18 protein-coding genes are annotated in these 20,174 nt (G+C 44.6%); 14 read left to right on the forward strand and 4 right to left on the reverse strand.

The window, feature by feature from the left end:
* Positions 1-11 precede the first annotated feature (11 nt).
* On the reverse strand, positions 12-1,022 hold the full coding sequence (locus DW947_RS06415) for a GGGtGRT protein (RefSeq protein ID WP_005831851.1): 1,011 nt from the start codon (positions 1,020-1,022) through the stop codon (positions 12-14).
* An 18-nt stretch (positions 1,023-1,040) separates the two neighbouring features.
* On the reverse strand, positions 1,041-1,742 hold the full coding sequence (locus DW947_RS06420) for an iron-sulfur cluster assembly scaffold protein (protein ID WP_005831848.1): 702 nt from the start codon (positions 1,740-1,742) through the stop codon (positions 1,041-1,043).
* Between the two features lie 444 nt (positions 1,743-2,186).
* Here DW947_RS06420 and DW947_RS06425 point away from each other — a divergent pair, with 444 nt between their 5' ends.
* The 8 genes from DW947_RS06425 to metH all read left to right on the forward strand — a co-directional run bounded on the left by DW947_RS06425 (position 2,187) and on the right by metH (position 11,002).
* Entirely contained in the window at positions 2,187-2,684 is a 498-nt protein-coding gene (locus DW947_RS06425; RefSeq protein WP_022401968.1) for a DMP19 family protein, read from the forward strand.
* 85 nt (positions 2,685-2,769) lie between these two features.
* Positions 2,770-4,464, forward strand: coding sequence for a tetratricopeptide repeat protein (locus DW947_RS06430; RefSeq protein WP_117720956.1), 1,695 nt, complete (start codon positions 2,770-2,772; stop codon positions 4,462-4,464).
* Between the two features lie 143 nt (positions 4,465-4,607).
* Positions 4,608-5,030: a DUF3244 domain-containing protein gene (locus tag DW947_RS06435; protein ID WP_022401970.1), complete on the forward strand. Its 423-nt coding sequence runs from the start codon at positions 4,608-4,610 to the stop codon at positions 5,028-5,030.
* A 29-nt stretch (positions 5,031-5,059) separates the two neighbouring features.
* Complete coding sequence (locus DW947_RS06440) at positions 5,060-6,229, forward strand: hypothetical protein (protein ID WP_225982668.1); 1,170 nt, start codon at positions 5,060-5,062, stop codon at positions 6,227-6,229.
* Positions 6,230-6,321: 92 nt separating this feature from the next.
* Positions 6,322-7,194, forward strand: coding sequence for a hypothetical protein (locus tag DW947_RS06445; RefSeq protein ID WP_022401972.1), 873 nt, complete (start codon positions 6,322-6,324; stop codon positions 7,192-7,194).
* Positions 7,195-7,201: 7 nt separating this feature from the next.
* Positions 7,202-7,774 carry a Yip1 family protein gene (locus tag DW947_RS06450; protein ID WP_008665379.1) on the forward strand — a complete coding sequence of 191 codons (573 nt, stop codon included), beginning with the start codon at positions 7,202-7,204 and terminating at the stop codon, positions 7,772-7,774.
* 8 nt (positions 7,775-7,782) lie between these two features.
* On the forward strand, positions 7,783-8,235 hold the full coding sequence (gene smpB, locus DW947_RS06455; RefSeq protein WP_005831836.1) for an SsrA-binding protein: 453 nt from the start codon (positions 7,783-7,785) through the stop codon (positions 8,233-8,235).
* Between the two features lies 1 nt (position 8,236).
* Complete coding sequence (metH, locus tag DW947_RS06460; protein ID WP_005831833.1) at positions 8,237-11,002, forward strand: methionine synthase; 2,766 nt, start codon at positions 8,237-8,239, stop codon at positions 11,000-11,002.
* A gap of 40 nt (positions 11,003-11,042) precedes the next feature.
* On the opposite strand, the gene DW947_RS06465 is transcribed toward metH, so the two are convergent.
* Together DW947_RS06465 and udk are read right to left on the reverse strand one after the other, a co-directional pair.
* Positions 11,043-12,464: a transglycosylase SLT domain-containing protein gene (locus DW947_RS06465; protein ID WP_172793037.1), complete on the reverse strand. Its 1,422-nt coding sequence runs from the start codon at positions 12,462-12,464 to the stop codon at positions 11,043-11,045.
* Positions 12,465-12,519: 55 nt separating this feature from the next.
* Complete coding sequence (udk, locus tag DW947_RS06470; protein WP_005831829.1) at positions 12,520-13,131, reverse strand: uridine kinase; 612 nt, start codon at positions 13,129-13,131, stop codon at positions 12,520-12,522.
* A 102-nt stretch (positions 13,132-13,233) separates the two neighbouring features.
* Between udk and DW947_RS06475 the strand changes: the two genes are divergently transcribed.
* The 6 genes from DW947_RS06475 to DW947_RS06500 all read left to right on the forward strand — a co-directional run bounded on the left by DW947_RS06475 (position 13,234) and on the right by DW947_RS06500 (position 19,462).
* Positions 13,234-13,542, forward strand: a complete 309-nt coding sequence (locus DW947_RS06475) for a Dabb family protein (RefSeq protein WP_005832765.1) — start codon at positions 13,234-13,236, stop codon at positions 13,540-13,542.
* A gap of 24 nt (positions 13,543-13,566) precedes the next feature.
* Complete coding sequence (locus DW947_RS06480; protein ID WP_117962745.1) at positions 13,567-15,600, forward strand: protein-disulfide reductase DsbD family protein; 2,034 nt, start codon at positions 13,567-13,569, stop codon at positions 15,598-15,600.
* A 61-nt stretch (positions 15,601-15,661) separates the two neighbouring features.
* On the forward strand, positions 15,662-16,321 hold the full coding sequence (locus DW947_RS06485) for a CatA-like O-acetyltransferase (RefSeq protein WP_005832761.1): 660 nt from the start codon (positions 15,662-15,664) through the stop codon (positions 16,319-16,321).
* Between the two features lie 20 nt (positions 16,322-16,341).
* The gene (locus DW947_RS06490) at positions 16,342-17,613 is read left to right on the forward strand and encodes a histidine-type phosphatase (RefSeq protein ID WP_057281681.1); all 1,272 of its coding nucleotides are present in this window, start codon (positions 16,342-16,344) and stop codon (positions 17,611-17,613) included.
* A gap of 134 nt (positions 17,614-17,747) precedes the next feature.
* Positions 17,748-18,350 (forward strand): RNA polymerase sigma-70 factor, encoded by a 603-nt coding sequence (locus DW947_RS06495; protein WP_005832757.1) that lies wholly within the window; start codon positions 17,748-17,750, stop codon positions 18,348-18,350.
* Between the two features lie 131 nt (positions 18,351-18,481).
* Positions 18,482-19,462, forward strand: a complete 981-nt coding sequence (locus DW947_RS06500; RefSeq protein ID WP_057281682.1) for a FecR family protein — start codon at positions 18,482-18,484, stop codon at positions 19,460-19,462.
* The last annotated feature ends 712 nt before the right edge of the window (positions 19,463-20,174 follow it).

Consider the following 20,174-nt stretch of genomic DNA (forward strand, 5'->3'; position numbering starts at 1 on the left):
TTACTTGCTACTTACTTGCTCAAAGCCTGAGCCACGTCAACCGCACAAGCCACTGTACATCCTACCATCGGGTTGTTACCGATACCCAGGAATCCCATCATTTCTACGTGGGCAGGAACTGATGAAGAACCAGCGAACTGAGCGTCTGAGTGCATACGACCCATGGTGTCCGTCATACCGTAAGAAGCCGGTCCGGCAGCCATGTTGTCCGGGTGCAGAGTACGACCAGTACCACCACCGGATGCCACTGAGAAGTACGGCTTGCCAGCCAATACGCGTTCTTTCTTATAAGTACCTGCAACCGGGTGTTGAAAGCGGGTCGGATTCGTAGAGTTACCAGTGATGGATACATCCACGCCTTCTTTCCACATGATAGCCACACCTTCGCGAACATCGTCTGCACCGTAGCATTTTACTTTGGCACGGGGACCGTCGCTGTATGCGATTTCACGAACTACTTTCAGTTCACCTGTATAGTAATCGAATTGAGTCTGAACGTATGTAAAGCCGTTGATACGAGAGATAATCTGTGCAGCGTCCTTGCCGAGACCGTTCAGGATGCAACGCAGAGGTTCTTTACGTACCTTGTCAGCTTTAGCGGCAATCTTGATAGCACCTTCGGCAGCAGCGAATGACTCGTGACCTGCCAAGAAAGCGAAACATTTGGTTTCTTCACGCAGCAACATGGCTGCCAAGTTACCATGACCGATACCAACCTTGCGGTCGTCAGCTACAGAACCCGGAATACAAAATGCCTGCAGACCGATACCGATAGCTTCAGCAGCTTCAGCAGCGTTCTTGCAGCCCTTCTTAATGGCGATGGCGCAACCTACAACGTATGCCCATTTTGCATTTTCGAAACAGATGGGCTGAGTTTCTTCACAAGTCTTATAAGGATCGAGACCATGAGCTTCGCAGATAGCATTGGCTTCTTCGATGTCTTTGATACCGTTTGCGTTCAATGCAGCAAGAATCTGCTTGATACGACGGTCTTGGCTTTCAAATTTTACTTCTCTAATCATATGTCTTTCCTCCTTATATTATTCGTGACGTGGGTCAATGTGTTTAACTGCACCTTGCTCTTCAGTGAAGCGGCCGTATGTACCGGTAACTTTCTTCAATGCTTCATTGGCGTCTGTACCTTTCTTGATTTCATCCATAAACTTGCCCAGATGAACAAATTCGTAACCGCAGATTTCGTCGTTCTTGTCCAAAGCGATAGTCTTGATGTAACCTTCTGCCATTTCCAAGTAACGAGAACCCTTAGCCAACGTTCCGTATAATGTGCCTACCTGGCTGCGCAGACCTTTGCCCAAGTCTTCCAAGCCAGCTCCAATCATCAAACCGCCTTCAGAGAAAGCAGACTGAGTACGACCGTAAACAATTTGCAGGAAGAGTTCGCGCATAGCTGTGTTGATAGCGTCGCAAACGAGGTCAGTATTCAATGCTTCGAGGATAGTCTTTCCCGGGAGGATTTCTGATGCCATAGCAGCAGAATGAGTCATACCGGAGCAACCGATAGTCTCAACCAAAGCTTCCTGGATAACGCCTTCCTTTACATTGAGGGTTAATTTACATGCACCTTGCTGAGGAGCACACCAGCCAATACCGTGTGTCAGACCAGAGATGTCAACAATTTCTTTAGCTTTTACCCATTTACCTTCTTCGGGAATAGGAGCCGGTCCGTGGTTAGGACCTTTCTTCACAACACACATGTGTTCCACTTCGTGTGAATAAGTCATAATTAGCTCTTTTTTTAAGTGATATAATTAAAAAAAACGTAGTCCACTTTTATTAGTCGGGTGCAAAGTTAGCTGTTTTCCCCGTTTCTGCCAACTGTTCAATTTGACTTTTTTATTAAAAAGAAGTAATAAGAAGCTGAATTTCTGCGGAATGTAAAGTGGAGTTTGCAGTTGACTGTTTTTTCTCGTCTCTGATAGGATTTGTGAATCAATAGGGTATGTGCTTGTCAATCAGGAAGTAATTTTGCCAACCCCTTGCTTGCGTCTTGGCAAACTTTTGCCATGCCTATGGCAAAGTTTTGCCAACACGGTGGCAAAGTCTTGCCAATGGTAAGGCAAAATCCTGCCAACTGGTTGGCAAGGCGAAGAAAATAAAGGGGAGTCCGTGTTTGACTATGACTGCAAAGTCTTACCTTTGTGGCACAATTAAATAAAATACAAACTATGATAGAAGTTACAGATGTGGCATTGCGCCAGGCTGCCGGCGAAGGGATGGATACATTTATCGGCGTATTCACCGATGCTTATAAGAAAGAAATAGGCGGAGAAATGACTGCCGGGACGATGCCTTTGCTTACCGGTGAACAGCATTCATTGTTGGCCTATCAGATATTCCGTGATGAAGTGATGGAAGGGGGCTTCTGCCAACTGATTCAAAATGGTTATGGCGGTTATATTTTCGACAATCCGTTTGCCAAAGTGATGCGTTTGTGGGGAGTGGGCGATTTGAGCAAGTTGGTTTATGCTGCCAAGAAAATATACGATAGCCATCGTGACGACTTGGAACGCGAACGCACAGACGAGGAATTTATGGCAATGTACGAGCAATATGAGGCTTTCGATGAACTGGAAGATGAATTTTTGGAAAAAGAGGAGGAATATACAGCTTTGGTTGCCGGCTATGTGGATGAGCATTTGGAGCTGTTTGCCAAGATTGTGTGATAGAGAGTAACGAGGAAAGGCATATTAGCCTATACCCATTCTTGCCTTTCGGTATTGGAGAGATGTGCTATCTGAAAGCTAAAATATGCGAGCTATGAATGCCGGGATGAAAAATGGAATTAATTTATTGATGATTCTTGTATTGTTTATCTCATGTGTACAAGAAAAAGAGGACAATAATGTCTTAAGACGTGTGGAAGCGTGTATGGAATTATTTCCTGATAGTGCCTTGTCGCTTCTGAGTCAAATTGAATGTCCCGAATGTATGAGAGGACAACAGAGAGCAGATTATGCTTTGCTTTTAACGCAGGCTTTGGATAAAAACTATTTGGATAATTTGCAGTCAGACTCATTGATAATGATAGCGGTAGAATATTATAAACAGGAAGGTGATAAATTGAAGGCAGGGAAGGCTTACTTTTATTATGGAAAAGTGATGTTGTTAAAGGAGCGCTTCTCAGATGCTATGCAGGCTTATCTGGAAGCATCGAGTCTCTTGGAAGAAACTAGGGATTATAAAGTACAAGGGATGGTCTGGGAATATATAGGGTATTTGAACTCGGTTCAAGGATTGTATGAAAATTCTATAGACAATTTTAAACATTCTATCAGGTACTATGAACTGGCGAGTGACAGACGTCGTATTTTATATGGTTATAGGAATATGGCAAGAGGCTATTTTTCGGTACATCATAATGATAGTGCAGGTTGGTATGCTGAAAAAGGGCTTGTGTTGAGTGACACTGTTAGTGGTATGAAGGCATCTTTTCTACATTTATTAGGACTTATTGCCAATAATGAAAAACGATATCCACAAGCAATAGAGTATTTTTCAAATGCAATGGAAGTTTGTGATAATTTAAATGATAAATATCGTTATAGTTTGTCTTTGGGACGTGTTTATTCTGAAGTAGGTCAAAAGAAAAAAGCTGAAGATTGTTTTGTTTCTTGTATCAATGCAACTAATATTTTTGTGTCTTCGGGTGCATATTACTATTTGGCTGATATGCATAAAAAAGATGGTAATTATTTGAAAGCGTTTTTGTATAAAGAGAAGTCTGATTCATTATTAGAGGTGACTCGTAATGCTGAACTGCAAAAGCAGTTGTTGGATTTGCAGAATAAGTATGAAAATGATAAGCTTATTTTGGAAAATAAACAGATAAGGCTGGAAAATGAGAAACAGACTTATTTTTATTTGTTTTTATTTGTATTCATATTAGGGTTGGGCATCATCGCTTTCTTTCTGGTTAGGAAAAGGTATCGAACAAAATTGTTGCGTAATGTCGAGATTATTGGAAATAATAATGCAATTATTAATAGATATGCTTGTAGAATTGCAGAATTGGAGAATGTGAGCTTACAAGAACGTCAGGCTAAACAAGAGGAAATAGGAATCCTGAATAGAAAAATCCTTTGTTTAATAGCAGAAAATAAGCGAGTATGTGAGAATTCGAGTGTTGACGCCTTGTTTGTATTAGAGGAATTGAAGCAAGGAAATTTGATTATTAGTAATATGACTATTGCTGAACGGCAACATATATTTGACTTTTTGGATTTGGTTCATGCGAATTTTATTACTCGACTTAAACAAGAGTTTGATTTAACAAAAAATGAATTATTGTTGGCTGCGTTGCTGAAAGTGGGATTCTCTAACAAGCAATTAATGATTGTTTTTGATTGTGAAATGAAATCCATATATAAAAACAGACAAAGACTAAAAGCAGATTTAGGACTTACTAAGAATGATTCTTTAGAGCAAATGGTAATGATGTATTGAGAAAAAAACGTTTTTTTGTCCTATATGTTTCTTTGTAGTGTGTTGATATATAATTTATTACCTACCCTATTTTTGTCCGCATAGTTATTGCTGAATTATTGTTGAATAGTCCCTAATTTTGTATAAATAAAAAATGAAAGACTATGAAACTGAAAATTATCTTATCTGTATTGTTGTTATTTTCTTTATTAAAGGTCGATGCTAATCCTTTGGTCGACATAAGTATTACTTCTGGAAAAGAAGAAGTCTTTTTGCATTCAAATGATATTCCTTTTGAAATTCTGACTACGGGAAAAGAAGATGGAAGCCGTTCCGTTATACCATTAGTGCCATTTGTTGTATTCGTTGAAGATTCTAATTATTCCGTGGAATTGGATTTTATGGAAGGAATCGGGGTAGTGGAAATTGCCATTTCCCAAAATGGTTCTGTGATTTATTCTTCTTCCGAGAATATTCTATCTCCCCTTCGGAAATATTTGCAACTTCCTTTCGGAGTATCAGGGGAGTATTGTATAGAAATTAAAGGAGATAATGGGGCATATGCATATGGCTGTTTTGAATTATGATATATTGTTAACTAAAAAATGTAATGCTTATGAAAAAGATTAGTTTATTGTTGGTAGGAGTGTTAGCTCTATTTTCTTGTGAGCAAGAGGAATTGGATAACTTTGTGGAAAGTAGTGGTGTGGGGCAGGTGATGACAAGGGCGATAGGTTCTAGTGCGGATTTTGATCCGATAAGTGAGCTTGCCGAAATTCCAGTGAATATTTTGAATATTGGAAACTCTAAACAAAAGTATCTTACTTGTAAAGAGAAAGGTACTGAAATTTGTTTAACAGATAAAGATGATGGATCTTTGAGGCAGAGATGGTATCTGAAGTATGGAAGAACTATTGTTGTTGCTGGGGGAAATAATAGAGTGACATCCGATACATATGGAGTTGTTACTCCTAATAACTATTTATCTTCAGAAATACCTGATAATCTTCGTTTGAGTTATTGGAATAAATCAACTTTTGATTCACCTTTGGCTGGACCTGGCTTAAGCTTTAATTGTTTGGCTGATGCTAATTGTATGATATATACGATGTATGGAAACTTTAATACTGGTTTGTCTTCTTATTATTTGCAATCAGAATCTTCAACGTCTTCCTCTGTAAAGTTTAAAACGAATAATTCCTCAAGCCTCGCTTTATGGGAAATAGTTCCTGTTGGTGAATATGAACTTGTTGGTTTAGAGTATGTACGGACTACGGTTGACAGCTTTGAACCTACAGAAGTGATTTGTGACCATGATGAATATACAAATGAACATTTAAGCGTTGATACATGGAACTATTCTTTATCTACAAGCTATACAGAAAAATCTGATTTTTCAAAAACAGAAGGAGTAAGTGTCACTATTTCAGGAGGATTGAACGTGGGTATACCTAATGTGGTAGGAGATGATTCTTCGCTTGGAGTAAATGTTTCTGTACAGCAGCAGACAAATAAATCTTGGACTTATGGTACAAGTGATAGTAAAACGGTAACAAAAACGAGAACTGGACAAATCCCGATTCAACCAGGTGAAACTGTAAAACTTGATGCGGTGTTAGTCATGTACAAAGGTAGTTTGACTTACGTTGCTACATTAAGGAAAATAGGGGATACTAAAACGTTTAGAGTTAAAGGAAAATGGAGTGGAGACTGCTTTTCTTCTTTTGAAGCTAGAACATATAATCCAACAACAGGGAAATTGGTAGGAGAATATGTTTTAGAATAATGTGATTATCTAAATTATGGTTGTTTATAAATGTTAAATAAATATTGGGGCTTGCAGTATTTAGATTAATCTTTCATTTAATCTTAAAAACAATGAAAAAACGAGGAGAGTACTATATTACTCAATTCTTTTATCTAAATTTGCAAACTCTAATATTTATAGGAAAGATGAAACAATTAAAATTCTTGATGGTTGCCTTGACATTGTTGATGGGCATTTCGTTTACTTCGTGTCTGAATTCAGATGACGGAGAGTATGATGACATTTATGGCATGGTTTTAGTGAATAACTATATGGGATTACTCTCTTTTGAAGATGCTGCGGGTAACACTTATCAACCTACACCGGCTTCTGTTACTCAATTTGAGGCAAATTCAAGTTTGAAGATTTCAGATTCTCGAATGGGAATCATCTTAGGAAAGAGCATAGAACCTGAGACGAATGAAAAATCTAAAACTACCAACTTCACTTTGAAGAATTTTCAGCCTATTTCTTTTGCAAACGCTGTCGTATCAATGACAGCAGAAAGCTTGGTTGTTGATGCGCCGGAAACAGCACCGGTGATAACTTTGAAATTGGAAAATGGGTCAGTTCAGCCATTTTTGTATAACAAGGATATACTTGTAACTCCTATAGCTTGGAGACTGCAAAATGACAACGATAAGTTTAAGATGCATAAATTTGCTTTAGCTTGTGTACTGGATGAAATTGAAGCAGGGGCCACAGACCTTGTTTTCTATCTGCGTCATGATAAGGGTGCTGATGATAAGACAGATGTTTATTATTCTAATTGGTATGGGTATGATATAAAAAATGCTTTAGAAAGGTTTAAAGAAAAAGCAGGAAATCTTCCTACTAAATTAGTTATTAAGTCGCATGAAAGTGGAAATAATAGCAATACAGAAATACCGGAAAACTATACGGAATATACTGTAGAATACAAAATTGCGTCTACTAATCAATAAATTGATATTGAATTACAAAGATTTATTTCATATAGCAATACTACTGATTTCCTCTCCGGCTCGTGCCTGGGAGGAAATTAGTTTAGAGGATAGACGAAAAGTATTTACTACTTTTGTCTATCCTATGATTGGTTTATGCGGGTTGTCCGTTTTCATCGGCTCTTTGATGAAGATGGGATGGGACGGGCCGCAAAGCTTTCAATATGCCATGACACAATGCTGTGCGGTGGCTGTATCCTTGTTTGGAGGATATTTTTTGGCAGCCTATCTCATCAATGGGTTGCGTGTCCGCATGTTTATGCTGGACAGTGATATTCCTTTGGCGCAACAGTTTGCAGGTTATGCACTGGTAGTGGTGTTCATGCTGAGGATTGTTATCGGCATATTGCCTGATTTCGGCATTATGGCTCTGTTGCTCCAATTCTATATCGTGTATGTTGTGTGGGAAGGAAGCAAAAAGGTGATGCAGATAGCGGAAAAAGACCGTTTGCGTTTCACCATTCTTTCTTCTATTTTGTTAATAGCTTGTCCGGTGGCCATTGAATGGATATTCAATAAGCTGACGGTAGTGCTAAACTGATAAATGTTATGAAACAAGCTCCTGTAAATATAAAGAATAAGCGTGCTACGTTCGATTACGAACTGACGGACACCTATACGGCTGGCATTGTGCTTACGGGCACAGAAATCAAGTCCATCCGGTTGGGGAAAGCAAGCTTAGTCGATACGTTCTGTTACTTTGCCAACGGCGAATTGTGGGTGAAGAACATGCATGTGGCCGAATACTTCTATGGTTCGTACAACAATCACAATGCACGCAGGGAGCGCAAGCTTTTGTTGAATAAGAAGGAACTTGAAAAACTGATGCGCGGCACGAAAGATCCGGGTTTCACCATTGTTCCCGTGCGCTTGTTTATCAATGAAAAAGGGCTGGCCAAACTTGTGGTGGCACTTGCCAAAGGTAAGAAGCAATATGATAAGCGCGAATCACTGAAGGAAAAAGATGACAAACGCGATATGGCGCGTATGTTTAAAAGATAATATGAGTAAACTTGGTAGTTTGGTGCGTGAGCGCATCCTTATTCTGGATGGTGCAATGGGCACCATGATACAGCAATACAACTTGACAGAGGAAGATTTTCGGGATGAACGCTTCTCGCAGATTCCCGGACAGATGAAAGGTAACAATGACCTGCTTTGTCTGACACGCCCCGATGTGATACAAGACATTCACCGCAAGTATCTGGCGGCAGGTGCAGATATTATCGAAACAAATACATTCAGTTCCACCCGCGTCAGTATGGCCGATTATCATGTGCAGGACTATGTGCGTGAGATGAATCTTGCCGCAGTGCGCCTGGCACGCAAAGTGGCAGATGAGTTTACTTCTCTTACTCCCGACAAACCCCGTTTTGTGGCAGGCTCCGTAGGACCGACGAACAAGACCTGCTCCATGAGTCCCGATGTGAACAATCCGGCCTTTCGTGCCTTGAGCTACGATGAACTGGCCGATGCCTACCGTGAGCAGATGGAAGCATTGCTCGAAGGTGGTGTGGATGCTTTGCTGATAGAAACCATTTTTGATACGCTGAATGCCAAGGCTGCTATTTTTGCCGCCGGGCAGGCGATGGAAACTGTAGGAGTTCATGTACCCTTGATGCTCTCTGTGACTGTTTCTGATATTGGAGGGCGTACTCTGTCGGGACAAACTTTGGATGCTTTTCTCGCCTCCGTGCAACATGCCGATATTTTTTCAGTTGGGTTGAACTGCTCCTTTGGCGCCCGCCAGCTGAAACCTTTCCTGGAGCAGCTTGCTGTCCGTGCACCTTATTATATCAGTGCTTATCCCAACGCCGGACTGCCCAACAGTTTGGGCACATACGACCAGACTCCTGCCGATATGGCACATGAAGTAAAAGAGTATATCCATGAGGGATTGGTGAATATTATCGGTGGTTGTTGCGGAACGACAGATGCCTACATTGCCGAGTACTCCTCGCTGATTGCCGGTGCAACGCCCCATCAGCCGGTTCCCAGACCGGAAAATCTTTGGCTCTCCGGGCTTGAACTTCTGGAAGTGAAGCCGGAAAATAACTTCGTGAATGTGGGTGAACGCTGTAATGTTGCGGGTTCGCGCAAATTCTTGCGTCTGATTAATGAAAAGAAATATGACGAGGCGCTCAGCATTGCCCGCCAGCAGGTGGAAGACGGTGCGCAGGTCATCGATATAAATATGGACGACGGACTGCTGGATGCTCAAGTGGAGATGACGGCTTTCCTCCATCTGATAGCTTCGGAACCGGAGATTGCCCGTGTTCCCGTCATGATAGACTCCTCTAAGTGGGAAGTGATTGTGGCCGGATTGAAATGCTTGCAAGGCAAGTCCATCGTCAACTCCATCTCCTTGAAGGAGGGGGAAGATAAATTCCTGGAGCATGCGCGTACCATCAAGCAATATGGTGCGGCAGCCGTGGTGATGGCTTTTGATGAAAAAGGGCAGGCAGACACGTACGAACGTAAGATTGAGGTCTGCGAACGGGCATACCGTCTTTTGGTGGACAAGATAGGTTTCAATCCCCATGATATAATTTTCGACCCGAATGTACTTGCCGTGGCAACCGGTATGGACGAGCACAACAATTATGCTGTAGACTTTATCCGTGCCACCGGATGGATACGCAAGAATCTGCCCGGTGCGCATGTCAGTGGAGGAGTGAGTAACCTTTCCTTCTCTTTCCGCGGCAATAATTACATTCGCGAGGCGATGCATGCCGTATTCCTTTACTATGCCATCCGCGAGGGCATGGATATGGGTATCGTCAATCCGGCTACCTCCGTTCTTTACACCGATATTCCCGCTGATATATTGGAGCGCATAGAGGATGTGGTCTTGAACCGTCGTCCCGATGCTGCCGAGCGCCTGATAGAAACTGCCGAACGCTTGAAAGCGGAAGCAGAGGCGGCAAAAACTTCTGGAGGAGAGCGGCAGGCTGCCGCCCATTCCCAACTTGCCTGGAGAGAGGGGACTCCTGTGGAAGAGCGGTTGAAGTACGCCTTGACAAAGGGTATCGGCGATTATCTGGAAGAAGACCTTGCCGAAGCGTTGAAGCTGTATCCCAAAGCTGTTTCTATCATTGAAGGTCCGTTGATGGCAGGCATGAATCATGTCGGCGACTTGTTTGGGGCAGGCAAGATGTTCCTGCCGCAAGTAGTGAAGACGGCGCGCACCATGAAGAGGGCGGTTGCCATCCTCCAGCCCGTAATCGAGTCGGAGAAAGAAGAAGGTGCGACTGCTGCCGGGAAGGTACTACTGGCTACGGTGAAAGGTGATGTGCACGACATTGGCAAAAATATAGTCTCGGTAGTAATGGCCTGCAACGGGTACGATATAGTGGACCTTGGCGTCATGGTGCCTGCCGAAACCATTGTACAGCATGCCATAGAGGAAAAGGTAGACATGATAGGATTGAGTGGCTTGATAACCCCTTCGCTGGATGAAATGGTGCATGTAGCCATTGAGCTGGAAAAGGCAGGTCTGGACGTTCCTCTGCTGATAGGTGGTGCCACGACTTCACCGCTTCACACAGCTCTGAAAATTGCTCCGGTCTATCATGCTCCCGTAATCCATCTGAAGGACGCTTCACAGAATGCTACAGTAGCAGCCAAGCTGATGAATCCTAAGACAAAGGAGGAGCTGGAAGAAGAACTGCATGAGAAGTATCGGCAGTTGTGCGAAAAGAACCGGGAGAAACAAGTGACAACCGTTTCCCTGGAAGAAGCGAGAAAGAACAAACTGAATCTGTTTTAAATAGGAAGGAAAATAAGGATTAGGGATTAATCCTTAATCCCTATTTTTTTATCTTTTTCTTGTATTGCTCGAAGCGTGACGTAATATCCCTTACGAAGTTATAAGTTTCGATGCCACGGAAATAGCCGTTTTTGCAGACGGGGTCGGTGAAGTATTCCTCATTGCTTTTTAGCAGAATGAAGTTTTCTACATTATCACGCCAGACATATTTGTTTTTGCCGTATTTTTCGGCCAGTGCCATGGCATCCAGCACATGGCCGATACCGGAATTATAAGATGCCAGCACAAAGTTGATGCGTTCTTCCTGGGGTATCTTGGAAAAACTTTTGGCTGTGGCGCCTATGTATTTCACGGCAGCCTTTATGCTCTCTTCAGGGTTCTGTTCCTTTCCTTCGGGTAGCCCCATAGCCCTGGCTGTGGCAGGCATCAGTTGCATCAGCCCCCTGGCACCCGCCCAAGATACGGCAGTGGAGTCGAAGTTGGATTCTGTATACGCCAGAGACGCCAGCAGACGCCAGTCCCAGTCTATTTCGGGAGCATATTTCTTGAACAAATCATCGTAATGGGAAATTTTTCCTTCGCGCAGGGAGAGGATAGGAGAGTGGGGAATGGCCTTGCCGATTTCAAAATATCGTTTCATACTTGCTGTATAGGCAGGTGAAGTCATATTCTCCTCATGCCATTTGTTGGCGGTGGCTGCCAGTTGCGGACAGTCTTTCCGGACTGCCCACGATGCACGCTGGTCAAAGCTGATGGAGAGTCCGATATTTAGGTTGGGGTAATAGGTGGTATTAAGCTGTGCCACATCATTGTCTGCTACGGTATAGGGGATTTTTCCTTGTGCCACCTGGGTGATGAGGTCTTCTGCACTGATACTGTCGTTGGTCACTTTATGGATGTGGATACCTCCTCCGAGCTCTTCGTCCAGATTGACCAGCCGTTCATAATATTTTCCGGGCTTCACATATACATCTTTCCCGATGAGTTCCGTCACGTCTTTCAGTGGTTTGGTGCGTCCGCCGTTACGTTGCACGATGACTTGGTGCGTGATGACCTCCTCACCGCAATATATCAGGCTGTCTTTCCATTCTTTAGTGATAGGCAGGTTGTAGGCAATGAGGTCTCCCTTGCCTGCCAATAACTTCTCTATGAGTTCGTGCACGTTCCGGGCTACCTCTATTCTTAGCTTTACTCCCAGGCTCTTGGCAAACTGTTCGCTTAGCTCATACTGGAATCCCATGTCCTGGCCACGGTAGATGAAGTAGGAAGTGGAACTGTACAGTGTCAATACGACCAGTTCTCCGCTGTCCTTTATCTGTTGCAGGTCATCCGCTTCTTCTTTTTCGGCAGGATGTCCTCCACGGCATCCTGCGATGCAGCACAACAACAACAGCAAGATAATTGGGACGGGAGAATTGATAATGGATGATTTATGTCTGGCGAAAGAAAACAGGCTGTTCATATCTCATAGGGTTTAGTGCGTTCTTAATCCTCCATTATCAATTCTCCATTACAAATTAACTCCCCAAGTGCTTCTTGATGTACATGGTCAATATATCAATGGCCACCTGGTTGTTTCCGCCTTCCGGCACAATGAGGTCGGCGTATCGTTTGCAGGGCTCTATGAATTGCTGGTGCATGGGTTTCAGTATACGTGTATAGCGTTCCATAACGGCTTCGGCCGTACGTCCGCGTTCCACTACATCGCGCTGGATTACACGAATTAGGCGTTCGTCGGGGTCAGCGTCTACAAATATCTTGAGGTCCATCATGCTTCGCAGTTTCTTGTCGCACAAGGCAAGGATACCTTCTATGATGATGACTTCCCGGGGCTCGATATGGATGGTTTCGGGCTGCCGGGTACACGTCAGGTATGAGTAGGTGGGCTGTTCTATGCTTCTTCCTTCGCGCAGCATGGCGACATGCCTGGAAAGAAGGCTCCACTCGAAAGCGTCGGGGTGGTCGAAGTTGATGTTCTGCCGTTCTTCCACGGGCACATGGCTGCTGTCCTTGTAGTAAGAGTCTTGTGGCAACAATACCACTTCACCAGCCGGTAGGCTTTCGATAATTTTACGTACGACGGTGGTCTTTCCCGAGCCGGTTCCGCCTGCAATTCCTATTATTAACATCCGTTTAAGTGTATATTTGAAACAAAACCAGTATTTTTGCAGTTGTTAAAACAGCCGCTTAGGCTGACAAATATAGTGATAAATCATTTAAATGGCAAAGTTATGGTAAAGCACATTGTATTATTTAAGTTAAAAGATGAGGCACCGGCTGACGAAAAGTTGGCTGCGATGAACAGTTTCAAGGCAGCTATCGAAGCGCTTCCGGCTAAAATATCCGTTATCCGCAAGATTGAAGTCGGATTGAACATCAATCCTGCCGAGGCTTGGAACATCGCTCTTTACAGTGAGTTCGATACGTTGGATGACGTGAAATACTATGCTACCCATCCCGACCATGTAGCTGCCGGCAAGCTTATCGCTGCTGTGAAAGAGAGCCGTGCCTGCGTGGACTACGAGATAATTGAAAATTAAAAATTAAAAATTAAATCAGAGAACATGAAGAAATTATTGTTCCCTCTATTTCTGTTGCTTTTCACGGTGGCGATGCGGGCACAGATACAAGATCCCGTCAAGTTCAAGTCCGAACTGAAGACTGTGGCTGCTGATGAAGCGGAGGTCGTTTTTACGGCTGCTATTGACAAGGGCTGGCATGTCTATTCCACTGACCTGGACGATGGCGGTCCTATCTCGGCGACTTTCAATGTGGAGAAAATATCCGGAGCGGAAGTGGTTGGTAAACTGAAGCCCGTAGGCAAGGAAATCTCTACTTTCGATAAGTTGTTCGAAATGAAGGTGCGCTATTTTGAGAATACGGCGCAATTTGTGCAGAAGCTGAAGTTGACGGGTGGCGCTTATCAGATAGAAGGCTATCTGGAATATGGCGCTTGCAACGATGAAAACTGCCTGCCGCCCACACAAGTTCCTTTCAAGTTCTCCGGCAAGGCAGAAGGGGCTGCCAAAGAAGCTGCCGCCGCTGCCGCTGAAACGAAAGCCGAAGAACAGCCCGCAAAGCAGGAGACTGTCTCCGGCACGGCTCCCGTGGCTGCTATCGGCGGTGCGGACGGGCCGACGGAAATCAAGGTGGCGGACAAGGTGGACCTATGGAAGCCGGTCATCAGTGAACTGAATTCTTTGGGCGAAACCACTTCGCAGGAAGACATGTCCTGGATTTATATTTTCATTACGGGATTTGCCGGTGGACTGCTGGCGCTCTTCACCCCCTGTGTATGGCCCATCATCCCGATGACGGTCAGCTTCTTTCTGAAACGCAGCAAGGACAAGAAGAAGGGCATCCGCGATGCGTGGACGTATGGCGCTTCCATCGTGGTGATTTATGTGACGCTCGGACTGGCAATCACGCTTGTTTTCGGAGCCAGCGCACTGAACGCACTCTCTACGAATGCAGTATTCAATATCCTTTTCTGCCTGATGCTGGTGGTGTTTGCGGCTTCCTTCTTCGGAGCGTTCGAGATAACGTTGCCCTCCAAGTGGAGTACGGCTGTAGACAGCAAGGCCGAGGCGACAAGCGGTTTGCTCAGCATCTTCCTGATGGCATTTACCTTGTCGCTGGTATCTTTCTCCTGCACGGGACCCATTATCGGATTCCTGCTGGTGCAGGTTTCCACGACGGGCAGCGTGGTGGCTCCCGCCATCGGCATGCTGGGCTTTGCCATAGCTTTGGCATTGCCTTTCACGCTGTTTGCCCTGTTCCCGTCCTGGCTGAAGTCCATGCCCAAGTCCGGTGGATGGATGAACATCATCAAGGTGACGCTCGGCTTCCTGGAGCTGGCCTTTGCCCTGAAATTCCTTTCGGTGGCCGATTTGGCTTACGGCTGGCGCATCCTCGACCGTGAGACGTTCCTCGCCTTGTGGATTGTGCTTTTTGCGCTGCTTGGTTTCTACTTGTTGGGCAAAATCAAGTTCCCGCACGATGATGACGATTCAAAGGTTAGTGTACCCCGTTTCTTTATGGCGTTGGCCTCACTGGCATTTGCGGTGTATATGGTTCCCGGTTTGTGGGGAGCTCCGTTGAAAGCTGTCAGTGCCTTTGCGCCGCCCATGCAGACGCAAGACTTCAATCTTTACAATAATGAAGTGCATGCCAAGTTCGATGATTACGACCTCGGTATGGAGTATGCCCGTCAGCATGGCAAGCCCGTGATGCTCGACTTCACCGGTTATGGTTGCGTGAACTGCCGTAAGATGGAGCTTGCCGTATGGACAAACCCGAAGGTGAGTGACATTATCAACAACGACTATGTACTTATCACGCTTTACGTCGACAACAAGACACCGCTTCCTTCTCCCGTGAAGATTGTGGAGAACGGCACGGAACGTACGCTACGTACCGTAGGCGACAAATGGAGCTATCTGCAGCGTGTCAAGTTCGGCGCCAATGCGCAGCCCTTCTACGTGTTGATTGACAACGAAGGCAAACCGCTCAATAAGTCTTACTCCTACGACGAAGATATTCCCAAATATATCGAGTTCTTGCAGACTGGATTGGAGAATTATAAGAAAGAAAAATAAACTGAATATAGAAAGGATGCCCGTAAAGTGGCATCCTTTTTTCTAACCCCCTTTTTTGTATATGAAACAGATTATAGACATTGAAACTTGGGAACGCCGGGATAACTACAACTTTTTCCGCAACTTTGTTAGCTCCTGGTATTCCATTACTACAGAGATTGATTGTACAGAGGCAAGTCTGGCTGCCAGAGCAGCGGGACGCTCTTTTTTCCTTTACTATCTTTATGCCGTGCTCCGTTCGGCAAACGAGGTGGATGAACTTCGTTTCCGTAAAGACAAGAATGGACAGGTCGTCTTTCACGATCGGGTGGATATCATTTCTCCGATAGCCGTTCCCGGTAAGACTTTCTATACAATACGCATACCTTATCACGAAGATTTCAACCGCTTTTATGCCGAAGCCTATGCTTTGATTACCAATATTCCCGAAGATGGCGATCCTTATGGAGCCGAGAAGCATCTCGCGCAGCAAGGCGATTACGATGTAGTGCATTTGAGCGCTGTCCCTAAGATGTATTTCACCTCTACCACTTATACGCTTGCCGAAGCCGGGAATGCTTGCAGCCACCCTTTGATGACTGCCGGAAAAACGGTGACCCGTGAAGGGCGTCTGGTATTTCCACTTTCCATCTATGTGGATCATTCTTTTGTTGATGGTTCGCACTTGGCATCCTTCTTCGGAAAGATAGAAGAATACCTGAAAGAGATTTCACATGAATAAATCATAAAAGAGTAGTATCTATGAAGCGTTTCGTTTTTCTAACCGTTCTTTGTTGCCTGGTGCTTGGAATGAGAGCCCAGACAGCCAAAGAAGAAATCTTTGCAGATGTTCATCGTTCGGCAGCCAATTACTATGCCTATCCCGAACCGACTGTGGAGCAGACAGCTCCTCCTGCAGGTTATAAACCCTTTTATCTGAGCCACTATGCCCGTCATGGTTCACGGTTCCTTATAAATCCGGATGATTACGAGAAGCCGTTGGCAGTGATGCGTGAGGCTGATGAGAATGGTGTGCTCACTGAGTTGGGAAAGAAGACACTTTGTGTTTTGGATAGCGTCTCGCGCATGGCTAAGAGCAGATATGGCGAACTGACTCCGCTGGGTGCACGCCAGCACAAAGGCATTGCAGAGCGAATGTACAAGAATTTCCCGAAAGTCTTTAAAGGAGAAGCCGAGGTGGATGCATGCTCCACGGTGGTTATCCGCTGCATTCTTTCTATGGCGGCAGAATGTTTGAAGCTGCAATCTCTCAATCCGAAGTTGCAGTTCAAGAACGATGCCAGCTATGCCGACATGTACTATATGAATAACGATGACCCCTATGTCAAGACATTGTGCAAGGCGGATGAAGTGGTCGAGGCGAAGGCTGCCATCCGGAAGGAGCATGTACATCCGGAACGCTTGATGAAGGCTTTGTTCAACAACGAGGATTATGTAAACTGGAAAGTGGATGCCGGCAGATTGATGACCCGGTTGTTTGATGTGGCAAGCAACATGCAGAGTCTCGACACGAATCTGGAACTTTACTCTCTCTTCACCAAAGACGAATGCTATGATTTGTGGCAAATCAGCAACAAGAATTGGTATATATCCTATGGCCCGTCTCCGCTCACCAAAAGCGAAATACCTTATATGGAATCCAATCTGCTGGAAAATATACTGAATACGGCCGACACTTGCATCGTGAAGAAAGAGAACAGCGCAACTTTACGTTTCGGCCATGAATCTTGCCTGCTTCCTTTGGTATGCCTGCTGGAATTGGGTGATTGTGCTTATCAGACTACCGATTTAAGCAGACTCGATGAAACTTGGCGAAACTACAAGATTTTCCCGATGGCAGGCAACGTTCAATTCGTTTTCTTCCGCAAGAAAGGCAGTGATGACATTCTTGTAAAGGTGCTGCTCAACGAGCATGAGATGAAACTTCCGGTAGAAAGCGAACTGGCTCCTTATTACCATTGGAAGGATGTGGAGGCTTATTATAGGAATAAACTGAAAGCCTATAGACGATAGAAGCGTGTTAAAGCCGGTCATTGCTTGAGGGATGAACCGGCTTTATTTTTCATTTTTCTTTTTTCTTTCCCGAATTTTACATACGTTTGCAACATCTTAGCGATACCTTTGTACTTGAATGTAAAGATAGCCCTATGTATGCAGCAGAAACTCTAATTGATGAAAAGGCACTTGTTCTCCGCCTGATAGATGGAGATGAGGATGCTTTTTGTGAACTGTACGCTGCCTATAAGGGCCGCCTGATATACTTTGCCATGCGTTTTCTGAAGTCGCGCGAGCATGCCGAGGATGTTTTTCAGGACGCTTTCACCGTGATTTGGCAGAGCCGACGTTTCATCAATCCCGATGCTTCCTTCTCTTCCTACCTTTATACAATTGTTCGCAACCGTGTGCTGAATCAGCTGCGCGACCTCGATAACCAGAACAAACTCAAGGAGCATGTCCTTGCGCAGGCTGTGGATTATACCGATGAAACGAAGAATGAAATTCTAGCTAATGACTTGCGGCAACTAATCTTGCGTGCATTGCAGCAATTGACGCCCCGCCAGCGTGAAATCTTTGAAATGAGCCGTGAACAGCAGATGTCTCACAAGGAGATTGCTGAAACGCTGGGTATATCGGTCAATACGGTGCAGGAGTCTATATCCTTGTCATTGAAATCGCTGCGCGGATATTTGCAGAAGAACTCGGTAGCGGCTGCCGACCTCGTGCTGCTTCTTGTTTGTATGAATTTGTAATGAAGCCCATCTTTCTTCCGTATGAGATAAAAAACGTTAAATACACCCTAGATGCTTCGCTTTTGCGTGTACTATTCTTTTAAAAGGGATAGTTTAAGAACATCTTTGTAGCTCCCCGCAAAAAAACGATTATGAAACATAACGAGAAAGATAAGACTTTGCTTCGCCGTTACTTGGATGACTTGTACACGGTTGAAGATGTCAGCAAGTTGGCAGACCACTTGGCTGTGCCGGAACCGGAAGGCATCCTTGAGGAACTGGCTGCCGATGTTTGGGACGAATCAGCGTCGCAACAACCGCTGACTGACCTCGAACGCGAGAAGTCGAAGAAAGAGGCGCGCCAATTGTTGAAGCGCATCGAGCACAAAAAACGGACCTGGTTTCGCCGCATGGCAACTGTCGCTGCAGCTGCGGCTGCGGTTCTTTGTTTGGTGCTGGGTGGCGTCGGATATCTGGATTACATCAACGAACAGCAGATTTCTTATCTGGAAGCCTCGACCTCTTATGGCGAATGCAAGCAGGTGTTGCTTCCTGACGGCACGCAACTGGTCTTGAACTCCTGCTCCCGCATTCGCTATCCCGACCGCTTTGCGGGCAACGAACGCAGGGTGGAGCTCGAAGGTGAGGGCTACTTTCGGGTTCATCGCAACGAGAAGCAGCCGTTCATTGTCAATACCCATCATTTCGACGTTCGTGTATTGGGCACGTGCTTTGATATCAAAGCTTATTTGTCCGATGAGGTTGTTTCTGTCGATGTGGAGAGTGGCAAGGTGCAAGTGGACTTGCCAGAAGCCATGATGCGCTTAAGCGCCCAGGAGCGGGTGTACATCAATACCATTTCCGGCGAATACAACAAGCAGCATGAAAAACGCACTGTGGCAGTATGGCGGAAAGGCGGATTGCGATTCAGCAGTACTCCGATAAACGATGTTGCAAAAGAGTTGGAACGCGTTTATAATTGCTCCATCTCTTTTGCCGAAGGGCAGGTGTTCAAGAATCTGATTTCGGGCGAGCACGACAACAAGAGCCTGGAAGCTGTGTTGCAGTCTATCGAATATACCAGCGGCATTCATTATAAGAAAGATGGGAACAAGGTATTGCTCTATAAATAGTGTGAATCAGGAGTTGAATTTGACTCGCTATTATACAGTTATAAGCAAAGCCTTATATCGAACTCAGGCCAATATAGAAAAAAGGGCTTGGTGCTGTCCGTTTGAAGGGTATTTGAAAGGCGTTTGTAGTGTACTGTGCAGGCATTCATTGTGTTTCGCACATACGTTTCTCCTGAAAAGTCTTTGAGTTTGTTGACGCTCCACTTAAGTGAACAAGTATGTTCACTAAGATGGCCCGAATTGTTCACTATCGTGAAGAAGACAGACCACTATAGTGAACACACTATCAATTCACTGCATTTTTCGTAAGAAACACCGATGAACAGGGAGGTTCAGGAAAACGGTGAGGGTGGTGAGGGCAAGTTGAAGAAACTCTTGTTACTCAAGCACGGATTATTTCTTTCTTATCAGTTATGAACTGTTTCAGAAACGCTTATGAGTTAAAAGTACTATCTCAATTCCCCTCCTTCAAGAAGGAGGGGTGCCCAAAGGGCGGGGTGGTAGGTGAGGAAAGAAAACCTTATTCTTATGATTCATAGGTGTTTATTGTTTTACCTACCACCTCCCCCTACGGGTAGAAGGTGTGTCAGAAGTGATAAGGGAACACGAATTACACAAATTACGCAAATAAGCGACTCGGATAATCCCTGATTATCAGTAGTCATTAAAAAGCATGATTTGTATAATTTGCGTAATTTGTGTTCTAAGTCTC

The sequence above is a fragment of the Bacteroides sp. AM44-19 genome (assembly GCF_003603395.1).
Taxonomy (GTDB): domain Bacteria; phylum Bacteroidota; class Bacteroidia; order Bacteroidales; family Bacteroidaceae; genus Bacteroides; species Bacteroides uniformis.